The 18,864-nt window shown below is 60.6% G+C and carries 17 protein-coding genes; 12 read left to right on the top strand and 5 right to left on the bottom strand.

The window, feature by feature from the left end; all coding sequences use genetic code 11:
• Positions 1–339 precede the first annotated feature (339 nt).
• On the top strand, positions 340–1,746 hold the full coding sequence (locus LDZ23_RS33325; protein ID WP_008345310.1) for a sugar porter family MFS transporter: 1,407 nt from the start codon (positions 340–342) through the stop codon (positions 1,744–1,746).
• On the opposite strand, the gene LDZ23_RS33320 is transcribed toward LDZ23_RS33325, so the two are convergent.
• Positions 1,743–4,244 (bottom strand): glycogen/starch/alpha-glucan phosphorylase, encoded by a 2,502-nt coding sequence (locus LDZ23_RS33320; protein WP_008345311.1) that lies wholly within the window; start codon positions 4,242–4,244, stop codon positions 1,743–1,745. The two genes, LDZ23_RS33325 and LDZ23_RS33320, sit on opposite strands and share 4 nt — an antisense overlap.
• A gap of 273 nt (positions 4,245–4,517) precedes the next feature.
• Here LDZ23_RS33320 and LDZ23_RS33315 point away from each other — a divergent pair, with 273 nt between their 5' ends.
• A complete protein-coding gene (locus LDZ23_RS33315) occupies positions 4,518–5,261 on the top strand; it encodes a hypothetical protein (RefSeq protein ID WP_033535673.1) in 744 nt (247 codons plus the stop codon).
• 1,635 nt (positions 5,262–6,896) lie between these two features.
• On the opposite strand, the gene LDZ23_RS33310 is transcribed toward LDZ23_RS33315, so the two are convergent.
• The gene (locus tag LDZ23_RS33310) at positions 6,897–7,868 is read right to left on the bottom strand and encodes a ParB/RepB/Spo0J family partition protein (protein ID WP_008345313.1); all 972 of its coding nucleotides are present in this window, start codon (positions 7,866–7,868) and stop codon (positions 6,897–6,899) included.
• The gene (locus LDZ23_RS33305) at positions 7,865–9,073 is read right to left on the bottom strand and encodes a ParA family protein (RefSeq protein ID WP_033535672.1); all 1,209 of its coding nucleotides are present in this window, start codon (positions 9,071–9,073) and stop codon (positions 7,865–7,867) included. Before LDZ23_RS33305 ends, LDZ23_RS33310 begins: the two co-directional genes overlap by 4 nt.
• A 771-nt stretch (positions 9,074–9,844) precedes the next feature.
• Between LDZ23_RS33305 and LDZ23_RS33300 the strand changes: the two genes are divergently transcribed.
• The 3 genes from LDZ23_RS33300 to LDZ23_RS33290 all read left to right on the top strand — a co-directional run bounded on the left by LDZ23_RS33300 (position 9,845) and on the right by LDZ23_RS33290 (position 12,147).
• The gene (locus LDZ23_RS33300) at positions 9,845–11,224 is read left to right on the top strand and encodes a replication initiation protein (protein ID WP_244808889.1); all 1,380 of its coding nucleotides are present in this window, start codon (positions 9,845–9,847) and stop codon (positions 11,222–11,224) included.
• A 71-nt stretch (positions 11,225–11,295) separates the two neighbouring features.
• Positions 11,296–11,463, top strand: a complete 168-nt coding sequence (locus LDZ23_RS33295) for a hypothetical protein (RefSeq protein ID WP_160172928.1) — start codon at positions 11,296–11,298, stop codon at positions 11,461–11,463.
• A 39-nt stretch (positions 11,464–11,502) separates the two neighbouring features.
• A complete protein-coding gene (locus tag LDZ23_RS33290; RefSeq protein ID WP_008345316.1) occupies positions 11,503–12,147 on the top strand; it encodes a DsbA family oxidoreductase in 645 nt (214 codons plus the stop codon).
• A gap of 10 nt (positions 12,148–12,157) precedes the next feature.
• Here the strand turns inward: LDZ23_RS33290 and LDZ23_RS33285 are convergent, their stop codons facing one another.
• Positions 12,158–12,613 carry a YaiI/YqxD family protein gene (locus LDZ23_RS33285; protein ID WP_008345317.1) on the bottom strand — a complete coding sequence of 152 codons (456 nt, stop codon included), beginning with the start codon at positions 12,611–12,613 and terminating at the stop codon, positions 12,158–12,160.
• Between the two features lie 149 nt (positions 12,614–12,762).
• Here LDZ23_RS33285 and LDZ23_RS33280 point away from each other — a divergent pair, with 149 nt between their 5' ends.
• The 7 genes from LDZ23_RS33280 (at position 12,763) to LDZ23_RS33250 (ending at position 17,397) form a co-directional block, all read left to right on the top strand.
• Entirely contained in the window at positions 12,763–13,038 is a 276-nt protein-coding gene (locus tag LDZ23_RS33280; RefSeq protein WP_008345318.1) for a DUF4148 domain-containing protein, read from the top strand.
• Between the two features lie 362 nt (positions 13,039–13,400).
• Positions 13,401–14,255 carry an ABC transporter substrate-binding protein gene (locus LDZ23_RS33275; RefSeq protein WP_008345319.1) on the top strand — a complete coding sequence of 285 codons (855 nt, stop codon included), beginning with the start codon at positions 13,401–13,403 and terminating at the stop codon, positions 14,253–14,255.
• A 51-nt stretch (positions 14,256–14,306) separates the two neighbouring features.
• A complete protein-coding gene (locus LDZ23_RS33270) occupies positions 14,307–15,023 on the top strand; it encodes an amino acid ABC transporter permease (protein WP_008345320.1) in 717 nt (238 codons plus the stop codon).
• A 21-nt stretch (positions 15,024–15,044) separates the two neighbouring features.
• Positions 15,045–15,689 carry an amino acid ABC transporter permease gene (locus LDZ23_RS33265; RefSeq protein ID WP_244808888.1) on the top strand — a complete coding sequence of 215 codons (645 nt, stop codon included), beginning with the start codon at positions 15,045–15,047 and terminating at the stop codon, positions 15,687–15,689.
• Complete coding sequence (locus LDZ23_RS33260) at positions 15,686–16,438, top strand: amino acid ABC transporter ATP-binding protein (protein WP_008345322.1); 753 nt, start codon at positions 15,686–15,688, stop codon at positions 16,436–16,438. The genes LDZ23_RS33265 and LDZ23_RS33260 overlap by 4 nt, the downstream gene beginning before the upstream one ends.
• Positions 16,439–16,456: 18 nt before the next feature.
• A complete protein-coding gene (locus LDZ23_RS33255) occupies positions 16,457–17,206 on the top strand; it encodes an IclR family transcriptional regulator (protein ID WP_008345323.1) in 750 nt (249 codons plus the stop codon).
• A 20-nt stretch (positions 17,207–17,226) separates the two neighbouring features.
• A complete protein-coding gene (locus LDZ23_RS33250; protein WP_008345324.1) occupies positions 17,227–17,397 on the top strand; it encodes a hypothetical protein in 171 nt (56 codons plus the stop codon).
• Here LDZ23_RS33250 and LDZ23_RS33245 read toward each other — a convergent pair.
• A complete protein-coding gene (locus LDZ23_RS33245; protein ID WP_144403559.1) occupies positions 17,394–18,863 on the bottom strand; it encodes an efflux transporter outer membrane subunit in 1,470 nt (489 codons plus the stop codon). The two genes, LDZ23_RS33250 and LDZ23_RS33245, sit on opposite strands and share 4 nt — an antisense overlap.
• Position 18,864: the final 1 nt, after the last annotated feature.

Genomic DNA, 18,864 nt, shown 5'->3' with positions numbered 1-18,864 from the left:
TATTTCGACGACGTCAAGCGCCTTTTCCAAAAAAATAAACGGGTCATTTCGGGCGGCAAATTCGAAGCCGAGCAGCGGCGCGTGTCACCGGCGTCTGTGCACGTCAGATCGCACGCGCGCACGAAGAATTGACCAGGCACAACAACGAGGCGATGGCATTGGGCGGCAATTGACGCTCACCGGTACGATGTCGGCCGGTCACACGATTCAGGCGTCCTTCATCGCGCGCTCATCCCGCGCTAATTCTCATCTTCGATCATGTGCGCAGTCGCATGGTCGAAGCAAAGCCGCCCGACTGCCACCGTGACCGGTTTGAAGCGCAACCTGGAGACAACTCAGATGAGCACCCTCGCCGACCGCAGCGTCCCGACATCCACGAAAACCGGACGATATGGTCTCTTCGTCTGCCTGATGGCGGCGCTCGCCGGCCTGCTGTTCGGCCTCGACATCGGGGTGATCTCGGGCGCACTGCCTTTCATCGCGAAGCATTTTGTTCTGAGCGATCGCGCACAAGAATGGATCGTCAGCTCGATGATGGTAGGCGCGGCGATCGGCGCACTGGGTGCGGGCTGGCTATCGTGGCGTCTCGGACGCCGCTATGCGCTCGTGCTGGCGGCGATACTTTTCATTGCGGGATCGCTATGGTCCGGGTTCGCGGCGAGTCCGGCTCATCTGATCGGCGCACGCTTGCTGCTGGGCCTCGCGGTCGGGATGGCGTCTTTCACCGCGCCGCTTTATCTTTCGGAGGTTGCGCCGCGACAAGTACGCGGCGCGATGATCTCGACGTATCAGTTGATGATTACCGTCGGAATCCTGGCCGCCTTCCTGTCGAACATCGGACTGTCGTACGTGGCCGACTGGCGCTGGATGCTCGGCGTCATCGCGATTCCCGCCGTCTTCTTCCTCGCAGGCGTGCTCGCCCTTCCCGATAGCCCGCGCTGGCTGCTTCAGCGCAACCGCGCCGACGAAGCGCGCGCCGTCCTTCAACGCTTCTACGCCAATCCCGCCGACGTGCAAGCCGAACTCGAGCAGGTCAACGAAGACAACACGCGGCCCCAGCGAGGATGGAGCCTGTTGCGGCAAAACGCGAACTTCCGTCGCTCGGTATTGCTCGGAGTCGTGCTGCAGGTGTTCCAGCAACTCACCGGCATCAACGTCGTGATGTACTACGCTCCGCGCATCTTCGAACTGGCCGGCTTCGCGACTCATGAACAGCAACTGTGGGCGACAGTCATCGTCGGCCTCGTCAACGTCATTGCGACCTTCGGCGCGATTGCCTTCGTCGATCGTTGGGGCCGCAAGCCGATCCTCTATGCGGGATGCGCCATCATGGCAATCGGCATGTGCTCGCTCGGGTTCCTGCTGCATGCCGGAGTCGCCGGCCTCACGGCACAGATTCTGGCGGTCGCGTCGCTGCTGCTTTTCATCGCGGGGTTCGCCATGTCTGCCGGCCCGCTCGTTTGGATCCTGTGCTCGGAGATCCAGCCGCAGCAAGGGCGCGACTTCGGCATCGCCGTTTCGACGCTCGTCAACTGGGTCGCCAACATGGCGGTCGCGGCCACGTTCCTGAGCTTGCTGTCGACTGTCGGCGAAGCGAACACCTTCGTGCTCTATGCGATCCTCAACGTCATCTTTGCGGTCGTCGTGTTCTTCTACGTGCCCGAGACGCGCGGCGTTTCGCTCGAGAAACTCGGCAACGATCTGATGGCCGGCAAGCGTCTGCGCGATCTCGGGAAGAAAAACTAGTTTCGTCGTTCGATGGAAATCTTCACGGGGCGGATATTCCAGATCCGCTCGCAATATTCGTGAACCGCGCGGTCCGAAGAGAACTTGCCTGCATAGGCGGTATTCAGGATGGACATGCGAGTCCAGCGCCGCTCGTCGCGCCAGGCGGCGCTCACATCTTCCTGACGCGCGACGTACGCGGCATAGTCGGCAAGCACCAGAAACGGATCGTGGTGTAGCAGGTTGTCGACCAGCGGACGGAACATCTCTCGATCTCCGCGCGAGAAGTGCCCGCTGCCGATCAACTCCAGCACTTCCCGCAGCGTCTGATTCGCATCCGCATAGTCGGCCGGACGATACCCTTCGCGCTTCACGCGTTCCACTTCGTCAGCATTCAGGCCGAACAGGAAGAAGTTTTCATCGCCGACTTCTTCGCGGATCTCGATATTCGCGCCATCGAGCGTACCGATGGTCAACGCGCCGTTCATCATGAACTTCATGTTTCCGGTGCCCGAAGCCTCCTTGCCCGCGGTCGAGATCTGCTCGGACAGGTCCGCAGCCGGGTAAATGAAGTGTGCGTTCTTGACGTTGAAGTCCGGGAAGAATACGACTTTCAGGCGGCCGTTCATCGCGGGATCGTCGTTCACGACTTCAGCGATGCCGTTGATCAGCCGGATGATGAGCTTGGCCATCGCGTAGCCCGGCGCGGCCTTGCCGCCGAATACGAAGCAGCGCGGCGTCAGCGCGAGTTGTGGATCGCGGCGCAGACGCATGTACTGCGTCACGATGTATAGCGCGTTCAGATGTTGCCGCTTGTACTCGTGGATTCGCTTGACCTGTATGTCGAACAGCGCCGCAGGATCGACGACGATGCCCGTCGCGCTGTTGATCTTATCCGCGAGGATCTGCTTGTTCGCCTGCTTCACGTTGCGCCAGCGTTCCTGAAATGCGGCATCGTCGGCGTATTCGGACAGCTTGCGCAGTCTGCCGAGATCGGTCGCCCAACCTTCCCCCAGCCCCTCGTCCAGCAGTTTCGCGAGACCCGGATTGCTGAGCATCATGAAGCGGCGCGGCGTGACGCCGTTGGTCACGTTATGGAAGCGCTCGGGCCATAGCTCGGCGAAATCTCGCAGCACCGTCTTTTCGAGCAGTGCCGAATGGAGCGCGGCCACACCGTTGATCGCGTGACTGCCGACCGTCGCAAGATGCGCCATGCGTACGCGCTTCGTGCCGCTTTCGTCGATCAGCGACATGCGCGCGATCCGCGCTTCATCGCCGGGATATCGTTGGCGGACATCATCGAGGAAGCGGCGATTGATCTCGTAGATGATCTCGATCAATCGCGGCAACAAGCCCTGAAACAATGGCAATCCCCACGTCTCGAGCGCTTCGGGCAACAGCGTGTGATTCGTATAGGCGAGCGTGCGCTGCGTGATGTCCCAGGCGTCGTCCCAAGGCAGTTGCCGCTCATCCACGAGCAGGCGCATCAACTCGGCGACGGCTATCGACGGATGCGTGTCGTTCAATTGCGCCGTGAACATGTCCGGCAAGCGATTGATCGGCTCGCCCTTGAGCGCAAGCAGGCGCAACATGTCCTGCAACGAACACGAAACGAAGAAGTACTGCTGCGCGAGCCGCAAGCGCTTACCCGCTTCGGGCTCGTCATTTGGATAAAGCACCTTCGACAGCGTCTCCGAAAGCACCTTCTCGTGCACGGCTTCGTAATAGTCGCCGGCATTGAAATCCTGAAGATCGAACGACTCGACTGCCTCGCTTTTCCAGAGCCTCAACGAGTTACATGTATTGACGTGAAAACCGGGGATCGGCGTATCGCAGGCCACGCCTTTGACCGTATAGGCAGGAATCCAGCGCACATAAAAGCGGCCGGCTTCATCGGTCGAGCTTTCGGTGCGGCCACCGAAGTTCACGTAGAACGCGACGTCCGGGCGCAGGATTTCCCACGGGTTGCCCTTCTGCAGCCATTTGTCGGTGATTTCCACTTGCCAGCCGTCGCGGATTTCCTGATCGAAGATGCCGAACTCATAGCGGATTCCGTAACCGATCGCCGGGATTTCGAGCGTGGAAAGCGAGTCGAGATAGCACGCGGCCAGGCGTCCGAGGCCGCCGTTGCCAAGGCCCGGTTCCTCTTCGATCGACAGCAGCGTATCGAGGTCGAGTCCGAGCGCCTGCAACGCTTCGCGCGCGTTGCTTTCGATGCCGAGATTGATCAGGTTGTTGCCGAGTTGCGGGCCGATGAGAAATTCAGCGGACAGATAACACGCGACTTTTGCGTCGCGCGCTACATAGGTGTGCGTGGTGGCGACTCGGCGGGTCATCATCCGGTCGCGGACGGCGTAGGCGAGCGCCATGTACCAGTCGTGCGGCGTGGCGATCTCCGGATAGCGCGCCTGCAGACAGATGAGGTTATCGACGATATCGCGCTGCAGCGCCTCGACGCCAAGTCCGCTGCGCGCGGGCTCGGCGCTGATCCGCGATTCGATGGTGGGCGTGTCATCCATGATCTGTCCTCTCTCCCTGCGTACCGGGCTTCGACAAGAATGTGCCGGCTCTATGTCCGGCCGTTGACAGTGCTGCGTCATGGCGCATCGATGAATAGCATACGCCCTCAAGTCGTGCGCTTCCATGCCGTTATCCCCAAGGGGAAGGCCAAATTCGGCAATCGCGGGACCGCGATGGCCTGCCGCTTCAAAGGCTGTCGGACCAGTTCAAGATTCCGGTCATCGCTTATTTCATTCGCTTGCCGCTAGCGCAAGTTCAGACATCAGAAAAATATGAAACGCGTCGTCGCAGTATCTGCAGTTACAGTCGTTTTGGCCGCATGCGGTGGGGGCGGCGGCAGTTCCGATAATGCGCCGAGCGCGCCCGAGGCTAACGCTGCACAAGGCCTTTATTCCGGAACCGATGCGAACGGCAACGTCGTGGGCGGCGTAGTGCTCGAGACTGGCGCTTTCTATTTCGTGTATGCGAACACGACGACAAACGCGCTAGGTCTGGTACAGGGTGCGGCATCCGCATCTCATGGCACTTTTCAGTCGGACAATGCGCGCACCTTCGACATAAGCGGCAAGGCGGCGACCGATACGCCCGTCCTCGCGGGCTACAACGCGAAGAACAGCGTTCAGGGCGTGATCTATACGAGCACGGCGAAGCAGAACAGCATCAAGTTCAACGTGGTTTATGACGCCAACTATGAACGTCCGGTGGCGCTGTCGTCCGTTGCCGGGACGTATTCGGGCGCGGCCGGATCGACGAAGGACGGCGAGACCGCCACTTTTGTAATCGGTCAGGACGGCTCGATCAAGGGTGAAGGCTTGAGCGGCTGCACGTTCAGCGGAACCGCCACGCCTCATGGCGACAAAGACGTGCTGGACGCCACGATCGCGTTTGGACCCGCGCCCTGCATATATCCGGGTGCGAAGCTTACGGGCGTCGTCTTTTTCAGCGGCAGTCAGGTATTAGGAGCTTTGACGCTACCTGACAGATCAGACGCCTTCGTGGTGGCCGCTACGAAGTGATGTCGCGTGGAGTGCGCGTCGCGCACTGCCAGTTGCGGATCGGATTGCCGGCGGCCTGTTGAGCTTTGCCCGTCCGGATTTATTTGCGCTAAGCATCCCGCGCGCATTTTCACGGCCACATTATTTCGGATACCGAAGAAATATACGAGGTAGGCGTTGCGCAGGGGCCTTTCCGCCGACAACTCGCCACTTGCGTCTGACTTTGAATTTCGACGCGCCGGACGCCCGCGGACGCATTTCGGTCAGCCCGCGCGCATTCCAGACATTAAGCGCGGACGGAAATTCGAAGCGTCGAACAGATGCCTGTTGTCCCGGCTTATCGCGACATCGACTTTGCCATGCCTCGCTCACACTGAGTCCAGTAGATCTCCAATACAAAACTATGCGACCGGACGAGGTGAATATGTCTTTGCTCGAGTTTCTTGGCACGATGGTCTTCGTTGCCGTCGTATTGCTCTCGATGGTCGCGGTGCTCGACATTTTCTTCCCGCGACTGATCCCGGTCGCGCGTGATGAGCGCTCTTCGGGATTGTCGCGCGCGCGGAAGTTCGCGAGAGCGAACGCGCGGGGACGCTGAGCCTAACTTTCAGATACCTGCGGCTCGCGCATGTTCCGTCCGAGCTTTTTCACCAGCACGCGGGCGGCAAGCAGTCTGAATGGACGAGGGAGCAAGCGGAAAGTTTGCTGATCCGCGCAGCATTTTATGAAGGTTGGTCTGGCGGATCGATGTCTTCCGTCGCCCCATCCGGAGTCGCGACGGGTGTTCTTCGCCGCGACCAGCGAAACGCCGTCTCACGCAGCTTCGACGCCTCATTGCGGACGTATCGGGCGCTACATTTTTCGTCTTATTCGTCACGATGCGGCCGTCATGCGCGTTTCGGCGCGCTCGCCGGTTCCTTTTATGCCGATACCCTGTGTTCACGGCGACGATTTCGTGAAACATCTTCCCAGAACAGCGTTAAAAATGGCCGGCAAGCCCGTCCTGTCTAGGGATCGCAGGAGTGGAAACGGGGCGTCGATTGTTTCACGAACGATCGGAGCGATCATTGTTCAGCAGCTTTCTAGGCGAAGTACTTGCTCGAGTGGCGGTGACCGGCTTCGCCGTTGGTTTCGCATCGCTAAGAGGACGTTCAGGCTTTACATTCAAGCTTCGGATGTTGGCAGGCTCTGCCTTTCCCAATCTGCTATTCACCCACGCTGAGAGTGACTGGCATCGACGCGCTTGGAGTAGTGGCTGCGTCGTCCTCTGCGCCAAACCGGATGACCATGCGCCTGGATCGAAATCGAGATATTTCGCGCGCCTCATGTGCATCAATGGTGCTTGCCATCAATTGTCCTGCCGTTGAGACAGCTCGTTCCCACTGGGAAATAGCATCAGTTCACGAGTTGGCGTGCAAACAACCGTGGGAGTCCTTTCGATGCGCGCGTGTGGGAAAGTTTGCGCCCCGGGCGTGAACGGCGGAGGCTGCTGCGGAGACCGAGTGTCCCAAGTCGGGACACTCGTTAGATCAATCTAGAAGTGCACGAGCGTGACTTCGCGCTGCGCGTGTCCCAAGTTGAGACACTCTTGGAGCTTCGGAAATTGACCCAGATGCTGAGCGCACCGCATCAAGACCAATTGCTGGAGGGAATCAACTAGCTGTTATCGGCAAACAATTGTGTCACCAACTCCCGAATTTGCCGTTCCTTTTCTTCGGTCAGTAATCCGGCTTTGATCTTGACCGTGAGCCCCATTGAGTCTCTCGTGATCGACCCTGCCTGCGATCCACCCGCAAAAATCTTGTCGATACTGCGATCGCTTACGGCCGGCGCCGGCTTGCGCTCGTCATCCAACGCCTGCTTGATCGCCTTGCCAAATTTCGACTGATCCAGATCGCCCGAAACCACGCGCGCCCAAAGGCCCTTGGCAACGTCGAACGCCGCCGCGTTCCGCCCGCGCAGTACCGAGACGACATTCTCCGCGGCCGTGGCTCCCAACAGGCGAGGCTGCACATCTAGATCCTGCACGACGAAATCCGGCAACTCGCCAAAGGAAAGATACCGGTACAACTCGGAGCGCGAGATGCCCAACGCTTCAGCCATGCGCTTGCGGTTAGGAAACTCCTTTTCGGTCCGTCGAATCGATCGCGAGATCTCGTAGTCGCACAGATCTTCACGCGCTACGTTTTCGACGAGGGCAAGCATCGCCATCTCTTCGTCGGAAAGATCGACGACAAGAACCTTGATCGATTCCTTACCGATCATCTTGTGCGCGCGCCAGCGCCGCTCACCCGCCACGATCTGGTATCCGGTGCCGATGCGCCGTACAACGATCGGCTGTACGAGACCCGCTTCGCGGATCGACTCGGCGAGTTGCACAAGCTTCGCGTCGTTGAATACCTGCCGAGGCTGCCAGGGATTCGGAACGATCTCCGAGACCGGCGCTTCCGACGCAGGACCTGCCTGCTCGAGTTGCGCGATGCGCTGCTGCGCCGAGGCCAACGCCGCTGCCATTCCGGGCGCAGTGCGCGGACTCGTCGCCTTCTCTTGCTGCGGATCGAGTTGGATGTCCTTTGCCGCACGAACTTCCGCGGTCTTGCTCATCATTCGGTCGCGAAGGCTGCTCATTGTCCCGCCCTCCATTGCTCAACGTACTGGTCATCGATCCATTTGCAGTAGTCGACCATCGGCTGTTTTACGCGCGCCAAAGTTTTCGCGACTGTCTCGGCCCGTGAAAGATCGAAGACAGTAGAAAAAGCCAACGCGCCATTGCTCATGACCGAACTCGCCGGAATCTCAGTGGTGTGCAACCAGTCGCCATACGCGCGCTGAGACCATGAGCGAACGACCGGCGCCGAAGATGTATTGCCATAGTCGACCCGCGAGAGAAGCACCGAAACGAAGTCGTATGTTTTGTCGACTTCGTGTTCGACGAAACCATTCGCGACTTCAGCGAATAACGACCAGAACGACACCGACGAAATGAAATCCAGACTTTCGGGTACGAGCGGCATGACCATCGAATCGGCCGCCATCAATCCGTTCAGCGTCATATAAGAGAGCGAAGGCGCGGTATCTAGGATGATGTAGTCGTACTCCGCGCGCAGCGGCTCAATCCCTTTTCGCAACACCGACCAGAACTCGAAGTTCGCGTTCGTCTTCTGCGCAGTAGGCAGATGGAATTCGGCGTCGTGAAGATAGTTGTGTGCCGGAATCACATCGAGTCCGTCCCAATACGTGCTTTGCACTTTCGACGCGAGACCGCCTTCCATGTCCGGATCGTAAATGTATGGCAGGACCGTATCCTCCCAAGTCACGTCCTTTTCCGCGTACAGGCCGCACAACTCCGAAAGCGACGCTTGTGGGTCGAGGTCGATCATGAGAACCTTGCGACCACGCAAGCTCAATCCTTGGCCGATGCACATCGACGTCGTCGTCTTGCACGATCCGCCTTTGAAGTTCGCCGTGATTAACACGCGACCGCGATGTTCGCGCGTACCAGTGACAAGCGGCGTCTGATAAATGTCCGAGACCTGCTGAACCCACGTTCGGGCATCCTTCAGAGAGAAGATACGCGCACGCCCGGTTCCGTGCGTTTCACCCGGCGGGAGGTCAGTACCTTCCTTTGTCGCCAGATAATTGATCTTCTGCCGGTCGATCCCGCACATGTCCGACAGCTCGCCTATCGTAAACACCGGCGCTGTCTTCCTTGGCCGTGGTGCCAAGATCTGATCACGCAGTTCGTTCGTCATGACCGACAAACGCTCTGCGAACTCTCCTAGGTTGGAGAGCTTCACCCTTCGATTAATCCCTGGCAGTTCGCTCAAATTCATTCGGTGCTTCCTTTTTTAGTCCACGGTGAGGCGTTTTCTTCACGCTCGCCGATGTTTCCACGGTTTTGGTGTAACTAGATGTCGAACCGTAGAATACTAGCCGCAGTGATGAATAGCTATTGGAATTGATCGAAATTTGCAAGCACTGGGGCGGAGGTGCAAGACTATCAATAAGATCAACCACTTATACAAGCTATCTTCAGTGATTCCCGAAACGCTCAGAGGACAGCGAAACGCTCCACGGCATCGTGAGCTCAGTGGAACGCCGGATCCCATCACAAAAAACCTCACCTCTGCGAACGTCGGCGCAGTTGGATTCCAGCGTCTCGACGGCTGGTCACAATTCACTTCACCTAACCGAAGCGCGCGAAACGCCATAGTCCCGCTGGTTAGAAATAAAATGCACCGTCTATATGAGTAAGGCCGTTGGTTAGTTATTTTTGTAAACACAAAGACTCACCACCACTAACGTCTCACGCGCACGCTCATGAAATCAACGACTTACACCCATAAGGTGAGGAAAAGTGTGCTTGAAGTGATGTTGATTGAGCGTCAAGGTGCTGTGTTTACCCCGTCAAGGTGAGATGAAGTGGACCCCAAGGTGAGGCGTCTAGGCAAGAATGGTGAGGAAATTTGTGTAGGTTGCGCCGCAATGGTGAGGTTTCCTGTGTCCGCGCCTGCAAAAGGTGAGGTAGTTTGTGTTGACAGCTCACCTTGCAGCCGTTAACGTACCGCTCGACACAATGAACTAGCGCCGGACACGGAGACGGAATGACGACAGCAGGGCAGGTGGCCACGTCCAGACAACTGGCGCTGGCCCTATTCGACGATGCGAATGCGCAGGGCTTGCCCGTCGAAGCCGCCCGCTCGGACATCGGCTTTTCGCGCAAGAACGTCCTGATCCGCATCGTCGATCTTGGCGTGGCGGCTCGTCGCTTGATCGACGCGGCCTATTTCATCGTCGCGCAAGAAGAAAAGATTCACGACCTGTACGACGTCGAGCTCGACTATTTCAAGTGGCTCATGCGCTACTCGAGCCGGAACAACGCGCATCTGGAACAGGTGATCACCGAGGCGCAGAGGGCGCTCATTCAGGCGACCGCGGAAGCCGACGCCGATGGCTCCAAGCCGTTCGGATCGGTTCAACTGATTGGACGCATCTCATACGTCGGCGGACGGTTTCAGTTCCGCGTTCCGCCCGATCTCATCGGAATCATTCGCGGTCCCGGGAAATCGCATTGGCTGAGCTTGCGCATCACGTCGCTTTTCACGCTCAGCTATGCGCGCGTGATGTACGACCATCTGCTTCCCTACGCGGCCGAGGGTATAACCGATTGGTTCACGCTCGACGAATTGCGCGCCTGGCAGGGGACGATGGGCGCAAAAGCGCAGGAATTCAAATACTTCAAGCGCGATTGGCTCGCTCCGGCGGTGGATCAAATTAATGAGGTCTCCGATCTTTCCCTCTCGTATGAGACGCGCAATGAACCGGGTTCACGCAAGATCGGACGCATGCGATTTCGCGTCGAGCGCAAGGAAATAGCCGAGCGCCTGCTGCATACGCACGAGCACGCGCAGGCGCTGTATCTGACGCTGAAACAGGAAATCGGTCTGTCCAGCGCGCAGTTGAATCAGATCGCTTCCGAGCGCGATACCTTCACCGACGAACGTCTGGAGCAGGCAATCGAGCGTACGCGTTTCAGCCTCAAGCTCGGCAAGGTGTCGAAGAGTCCGGCGGGCTTCTTCATGAAAGCGCTGAAGGAAGGCTGGATCGTCTCGGATGCGGAACGCCAGATGGTCCAGATTCAGGAGAGCCTGGCGCTGACCGATCAACGCGACACCGAAGCGAAGCAACAGGCCGAGGCGCGTCGGGCATTGCAGGTCGCGGCACAGGATGTGAACGCTCAGAACCGGATCGTCGATGAAGTCCGTCGCGGCTGGGAGATGTACGAGGCCGCGACGCCGCGGCAGCGCGAAGACTGGCGGCGCACCTACAAGACGAGTCCGGCGGGAAAGCTGACGCTGCGCAGATTGGGCATCGATCCATCGAGCGAGCTCGTCGAAACCATCATTCAGAAATATCCCGATCTGAGAGACGGCTTCTCGGGCTACGTCTTCAACAAGTCGAAAAGCGCGAAGGGCAGGGACTGACCATTACGCAATCAGATCGATCGCAACTAACGGTCTTTAGCAACCGCGCCATCATTTGCTTCGCGATCCCCATGCCCGACGGCAAGAACGACATTGGGCATTTGCACTATCGGCTCTACGCCAGTTCCGCCCTGACGCTCGCCCGGCTCCCGTTGGAGCGCGTCGAAATCGTGAATCCAGTCTTCGACCTGTTCGCGGATGCCGCGAAGGGCACGCGCAAACCGATATCGGCGATTTGAGCTAGTCTGTCCGACTCGATTCCAATCTTCACGAACCTCATGTCCCGCACTCTCCAAATCGACTTCGTCTCCGATATCGCGTGCCCGTGGTGCGCCGTCGGACTCTCTTCGCTGCAACGCGCGCTGGAGCGTCTCGGCGATACCGTCGATGCGCGCATCACCCTTCATCCCTTCGAACTGAATCCGGACATGAGTCCGCAAGGCGAGCGCATCGTCGATTATCTCGGCCGCAAATATGGCCGCACGCCCGAACAGATCGGCGAGACGCAGGCGATGATCCGCGAGCGCGGCGCGCGCGAAGGCTTCGCGTTCGGCGAACGCAAGTGGGTCTACAACACGTTCGATGCTCATCGGCTGCTGCATTGGGCGCGCATCGAAGGCAAGCAACTGCCGCTCAAGCTCGCGCTGCTGCGCGCTTATCACGGTGACGGCAAGGATACGAGCGACCCCGACGTCCTGATCGAAGCGGCTCGCAGCGCCGGGCTCGATGGCGACGAGGCGCGCACGGTGCTGCAAAGCGGTGCGTACGCCGACGAAGTCCGCGCCGAAGAGCGCGAGTTCCAGCAACTCGGCATTCAGTCCGTGCCGGCGATCATCTTCGACCAGAAGTATTTGGTGAGCGGCGGGCAGCCTTCCGAGGCGTTCGAGGAAGCGATCCGGAAGATCATCGACGGGACCGCCTGAAGCCGCCTGCTCAATCGGGCGTCCGCTGCTTCGCGAGAAAACGGTCGAGCTGCGCGGCGAAGTTCTTGCCGTCGCGCGGCGCGTACGGCGGCGGCCCGCCGGTCTGCACGCCGGAGCCGCGCAACTGATCCATCATCGCGCGGATCGACAGACGTTCCTCGATGTTCTCCGCGTTCATCCATTCGCCGCGCGGATCGAGCGCGAACGCGCCCTTTGCGATCACCGCCGCCGCGAGCGGAATGTCCGCCGTGATGACGAGATCGCCAGCCTGCGCCATCTCGACGATGCGCGCGTCGGCGACATCGAAACCGGCGGGCACCTGAATCGCGCGTATCCACGGCGAGGGCGGCGTGCGCAAAAACTGATTCGCGACGAGCGTCACGTGCACCTTCATGCGTGTGCCTGCGCGAAAGAGAATATCCTTCACGACGGCGGGGCAGGCGTCGGCATCGACGATGATTTGCATCCGTTGGCTTCCGATAAGTTATGTCGTGACGAATGAAAGTCGCATGCTCGACGGGCGCAGTGCCGAAACGCGCGCCCTATACTTTCCTCAACGCAAGTCCTCCAGGCGAACGGAGAATCACCGTGAGAACGAAGCTAGCAAGCATTGCCGTGTCATTCTTCCTGGGCGTGGCGGGCGCATCCGCGGCCTCGCTTTCCTATGCGCAGGATACCGGTTCGACCGCAACCGGCGCGACGCAAGCTGCGTCCATGACGAAAGCCGAGAAAAAAGCCGCACGAAAACATGCGCGCGACAAGAAGAACGCCGAGCTGAAGAAACTCGAGGACGCGGGCTATAACCCCGGCCGCGCGAATGATCCCAACTATCCCCAGGACTTGCAGAACGCTCAGAAGAAAGCGGGGATCGGAGCGGGCGCCAGCCAGTAGCTTCCGACGCGACGTTCCGGCTCGCGAGAAATAGAACGCAAAATCCATGGCCCGATTTCGCCGGGTCGGGGCGCAAGGCCGAACGTCGAACCATCGCTCCCGTGATTCCGCCGCGCCGCTCGCGCGTCCTGGCGGCTCGTCAGCCGACTGCGCCTGTAGCCGCATCCCCTTATCTGATCAAAAAACCCTCGCCAATTAGGGTTCGGGCCGCTTGTGCTCGGAATTTTCTCATCCAACACTGCAGTTCGATCCGATACGCCAGATGTCTGTCCGGTATATCGGACATAGGCGAACTTTCGCGTTTCGCTCTGAGCCGGTTCTGGAACCGGTTCCTCATAACCATCCTTCGAAAGGACCTGCTCATGAAACTCTCGAACATAGGCGTCAGAACCGTTTCGCTGTTCGTCATCGCCGGCGCGCTGGCGTTGGCCGCCTGCACCAAGGTTTCCACGCCGGCCGAAGGCGGCGGCGCAAACGCCGGGGCGGCGGCAGGTTCGTCGACGCTTCAGGCGGTTCTGCAGCGCGGGACGTTGCGGGTCGGCGACTGTCTGACGTTCGCGCCGTTCGGCTTCTACGACAAGGATGGTCAGCCCGACGGCTACGACGTCGATCTCGCCAAGGAACTCGCCAGGCAGATGGGCGTGAAGCTCGAAGTCGTGAACACGACGAGCGCGAACCGCATCCCGAACCTGCAGACGAGCAAGGTCGATGTCGTGTTCTGCAACTTCACGCGCAATCTGGAGCGCGCGAAGGTCATCGAATTCACGACGCCGTATGTCGTCGCGAGCGAGGCGCTGCTGGTCAAGAAGAGCAGCGGCATCAAGTCGGTTCAGGACATGGGCAACCGCACGATCGCGACCGTCAAGGGCTCGACCAACGGCGATGAAGTCCGCTCGCTGAACATCCCGATCAAGATCCAGGAATACGACAGCTCGCAGGCCGCGATTCTCGCCGTCAAGCAAGGCCAGGCCGACGCGATGATCGAGGACAACAACTTCCTCGCGTATCAGGCGAAGCTCGATCCCGAATTGACCGTCACGAACGAAGCACTCGTGCCGCTCGAATACAACGGCTTCGGCGTGAAGGCCGGCGATCAGGCGTGGCTCAACTATCTGAACCTGTTCCTCTTCAACATCAACGCGTCGAAGCTCAACGCGCAGCTCTACAAGAAGTGGTTCGGCACCGATCCGCATTTCCCGCTCAACCCGCAGTTCTGAGGATGAAGTGATGTCGATATCGCACGAGACCGGACGGATGCGGAGGCCGAGATGAACTACGAATGGCTGACCTTGTGGGGCTACGTCCCCGAGTTCCTGAAAGCCGGATGGCTGACGCTGCAGGTGACGCTTCTCGCGTTCGTGCTGTCGCTGGTGCTCGGCTTGCTGGCCGCGCTGGCGAGCCTGTCGCCGATGGCCGCGATCCGCTTCGTCGCGCGCGCGTATGTCGAAGTCATCCGCAATACGCCGGTTCTTTTGCAGATATTCATCGTGTTCTTCGGCTTGCCGTCGGCGGGCATTGCGCTCGATGCCTACTGGGCCGGCGTGATCGCGCTGGGCCTGAACGTCGGCGCGTATCTGTCGGAAGTGTTTCGCGCGGGCATTCAGTCGGTGCCGCGCGGACAGCTCGAAGCCGCGGGCATTCTCGGCCTCGAACGCGGGCAGATCTTCACCGAAATCGTCTTGCCGCAGGCCGCGCGCGCGGTCTATCCGGCGATCGTCAACTATCTGATCCAGCTATTGCTCGGCACGTCGCTGCTCTCCGCGATCGCGCTGCCCGAACTCACCGGCACCGCGACCGTCATCAATTCGCGCACGCTGCTCTACGTGCAGACGTTTTCGGTCGTGCTCGTCGCGTATCTCGTGCTGAGCAACGTGCTGTCGTGGATCGCGGGTCAGCTCGGCGCGCGCATGTTTCATCCGCCGCTCGTCGTCCGGCCGCGCGCACGCTTCGGCGGCCTCGCGTTGCGCCGCGCCAATCGCGCCTGATGCCCGAACCGGAGTCGGATCATGTCATTTGAACTGCTGAGAACCAGTCTGTCGATCCTGCTGCAAGGTCTCGTGACGACGCTTTTGCTGTCCGTCGCGTCGATCGTCGGCGGCACGCTGATCGGCCTTTTCGCCGCCGTGTTGCGATCGTTCGGACCGTGGGGCACGGACCGCATCGCGCGGCTTTATACCGAGCTCTTTCGCGGCACGCCCGTGCTCATCACGCTGATGTTCATCTACTTCGGCGTCTCGTATTTCGGCTATGCGATCGATGTTTTCGCCGCCGGCGTGATCGGCCTGAGCGTTTATCAAGGCGCGTATATCGCCGAAGTTTTTCGCGCCGGGATCGAAGCGGTGCCGAAAGGCCAGTGGGAAGTCTCGCAGATTCTCGGTCTGTCGCGCACGCAGGCGTTCGCGTTCGTCGTGTTGCCGCAGACCGGCAGGATCGTGTTGCCGCCGCTCATCGGCCAATATCTTTCGCTTATCAAAGATACGTCGATCGTCAGCATGATCGGCATGTCGGAGCTGATGCACGGCGGCCAGGCGATCGTCGATCGCATCGGCAAGCCGGTCGAGATTTACGGACTCGTCGCACTCGTTTATTTCGTCGTGTGCTTCCCGCTTTCGCAATGGGTGCGCCACCATGACCGCAGGAGACTGTCGTGAGCAATCAAAGTCAGACCAGGCCCATTATTTCGCTGTCGGGCGTCAGCAAAGCATTCGGCGCGACGCGCGTGCTCAACGAGATCAATCTCGACGTGCGCGCGGGCGAAGTGCTCGTGCTGATCGGCGCGTCGGGTTCGGGCAAAAGCACGGTGCTGCGCATCATGGCGGGGCTCGAAACGACGGATTCCGGCGAAGTATGGGTCAACGAAGTGCCGCTGCACGACCCGAAACGCGCGCGCGATATTCGCGGTCACGTCGGCATGGTGTTCCAGCAGTTCAATCTTTTTCCGCACAAGACCGCGCTCGGCAACGTCACGCTCGCGCTCATCAAGGCGCGCAAGATGAGTCCCGCCGATGCCCGCAAGCGCGCGATGGACGTGCTCGATCGCGTCGGGCTTGCCGACCGTGCGGATCATTATCCGAGCCAGTTGTCCGGCGGACAGCAGCAGCGCGTCGCGATTGCGCGGGCGCTCGCCGTCGAGCCGGGCATCATGTTCTTCGACGAAGCGACTTCGGCGCTCGATCCCGAACTCGTCGGCGAAGTGACCGAAGTGATGCGCGGACTCGCACGCGATGGCATGACGATGGTCGTCGTCACGCACGAGATGGGTTTCGCGCGCAAGACCGCCGATCGGGTCGTCTTCATGGACAAAGGCGTGATCGCGGAGCAGGGCGAGCCGGAGCAGATCTTCGTGAATCCATCCAACGAGCGGACGCGGCAGTTCCTGCATCGCGTGCTCGACCACTGACGCACACGGAGCGAATGAATGGCAGTCACGGAATCGTCGCGAGCGAGGGGAGTCGATCGGGTCATCGCCATGTTCCGGCAATTGCATCTCGCGCAGCGCCCGATGACGATGCGCGAGCTGATCGAAGCGACCGGCGCGCCGCGTTCGAGCATCTACGAGCTGGTCGCGATCCTGGCGGAAGTGGGCTGGCTCGAGACATCGGCCGATGGCAGCGTGTTCTTCGGACGCGAGATGCATTACTACGGCTCCGACTACGCGACGCACAACGACCTCATCAGCCGCGCGCATCAGTCGATACTCGCGCTCGTGCGCAAGTACGACGAGACCACGCAGCTTTGCATGCTCGAAGGAAACAAGTACACCGTGGTGCTGTCCGAAAACAGCGCGCGGCCGTTCAACATCAGCTCGGATATCGGCGTGCGCGTGCCGATTCCGTGGACGGCGACCGGACGCCTGCTGCTCGGCCACCTGAACGCCGATGAAATCCGCGCCCTGATTCCCGCCGAAGACTTCGCGCTCGACAACGGCGTGCGCATCGACTTCGATGAATTCATGCGCGATGTGCAAGCCGCGAAGAATCAGGGCTATTGCTGCACCGAAGGCTTGTCGAACGCGTTTCGCCTGTGCATGGCCGCGCCCGTGCGCGATCGCGCCGGACTGCCGATCGCGGCGCTGTGCTTCATGACGGGCCGCGACACCGATCCAGAGCGACGCCAGTCGATGCTCGACGACCTTCTGCAATCGGCGAAGGCGCTGTCGCATCGATAGCGCACATCACGCGAACGCACATGACGACGCCAGCCGCAGACGACGATCCGCTTCGACGCATCGCGCAACTCGAAGAAGAGAATGTCGCGCTAAGGGAAGTGAACGACATCTTGCGCAAGGCCGTCGCGTTCTATGCGCCGATGTTCGAGCGGGAGATGGCGTCGCAGCGTCAATCGACCGAAGACGCTTAGGTCGCCCAGCCGAGTCCGAGACTCTTCTGCAACGCGACGAAGTCCTTCAGCAGTTCGGCCTGCGCGGCGACCACGTCCTGCTGCGCGGCGAATTGCGTGCGCTGTGCGTCGAGCAGATCGATGAGCGTCGATACGCCCGCCGTATAACGTTGCCGCACGAGCGTGGCCGACCGCTCCGCCGACGCCTGCACCTGCTGCAGCCGCACGACATGCTCGCGCTGGTTGCCGTAACGCGACAGCGACGAATTCGCGTCCTTCAGCGCGCCGAGCACGGTCTTTTCGTAGCGCGCTTCGGCTTCGTCGCGCGCGGCTTTGGCGGCATCGACATTCGCCGCCGTGCGCCCGAAGTCGAACAGATTCCATTGCAGATACGGCACGCCGACCCACGAGAAATTCTGCTTGCGCAGCAGATGACTCGGCTCCGATGCGGAGAAACCGATATCGCCGAGCAGCGTCACCTTCGGAAAATAATCGGCAATATGCTCGCCGATCTGCGCATTGCTCGATGCGAGACGACGCTCGGCCGCGCGGATATCCGGACGCTGCTGGAGCATGGCCGCCGGATCGCCGATCGGCACCGACGACGGCAACGCGGGCAACGGCGCACGCGCGCCGAGTTCGGCATCGAGCGCGCCGGGCGCGCGGCCCGTCAGCACGGCGAGTTGATCCAGCGAATCGGTGATCTGCGTCTGCAAGGGCACGAGCGTCGCACGCGTCGTGTCGACTTGCGTCGTGAGCCGCTCGACATCGACTTCCGCCGCCGTGCCGCGCGCGCGCCGCTGCTCGGTGAGCGTCAGCATCTGCTGCTGATACTCGGCCGTGCGTTCCGCGAGCGCGAGACGTTCCTGCTGATCGCGCAAGTCGATGTACACCGACGCCACTTCCGCCGCGAGCGACACCTGCGCGTCCGAAAGATCGGCGTGCACGGCTTCGGCTTCGCCGGATGCCGCTTCGATCGCGCGGCGCGTGCCGCCGAAGAGATCGAGCTCCCACGAGGCATCGAAGCCGACGGTGTAGAAATCGACCGGACCGCGTCCCGTCGAACCCGACGAACCGTCATCGCCCGACGAACCGAAGATCGACGTATCCGGCGAGCGCATGCGCAACGCCGCCGCCGATCCCGACACTTTCGGCAACTCGTTGGCGCGCTGTCCGCGCAGTTGCGAACGCGACTGACGCAAGCGCGCCTGCGCCATCTTCAGATCGGGATTGTGGGCGAACGCGGCATCGATGAGCGCGTTCAGTTGCGGATCGTTGAGCGCTTGCCACCACGTCGCGGGCGCGTGCGTCGCGACGACGCCCTGCGCCGGCGCGCGCACGAAGGCGGCGCGTTTCGCGGCGTCGGGCGCGATTTCCGGCGCGCCGCGATAGTCGGGGCCGACCGTGCACGCGGCGAGCGCGAAAGCAGCGAGCGGAAGCAGGGCGGTCAGGCGAAGCGTGCGAGGGAACATCGTCGATGAGTTCATG

Source organism: Caballeronia zhejiangensis (genome assembly GCF_022879815.1).
GTDB classification, from domain to species: Bacteria; Pseudomonadota; Gammaproteobacteria; order Burkholderiales; family Burkholderiaceae; genus Caballeronia; species Caballeronia zhejiangensis.
Note: the sequence above shows the minus strand (reverse complement) of the source record. Positions and strands in the feature narration are given on the sequence as shown.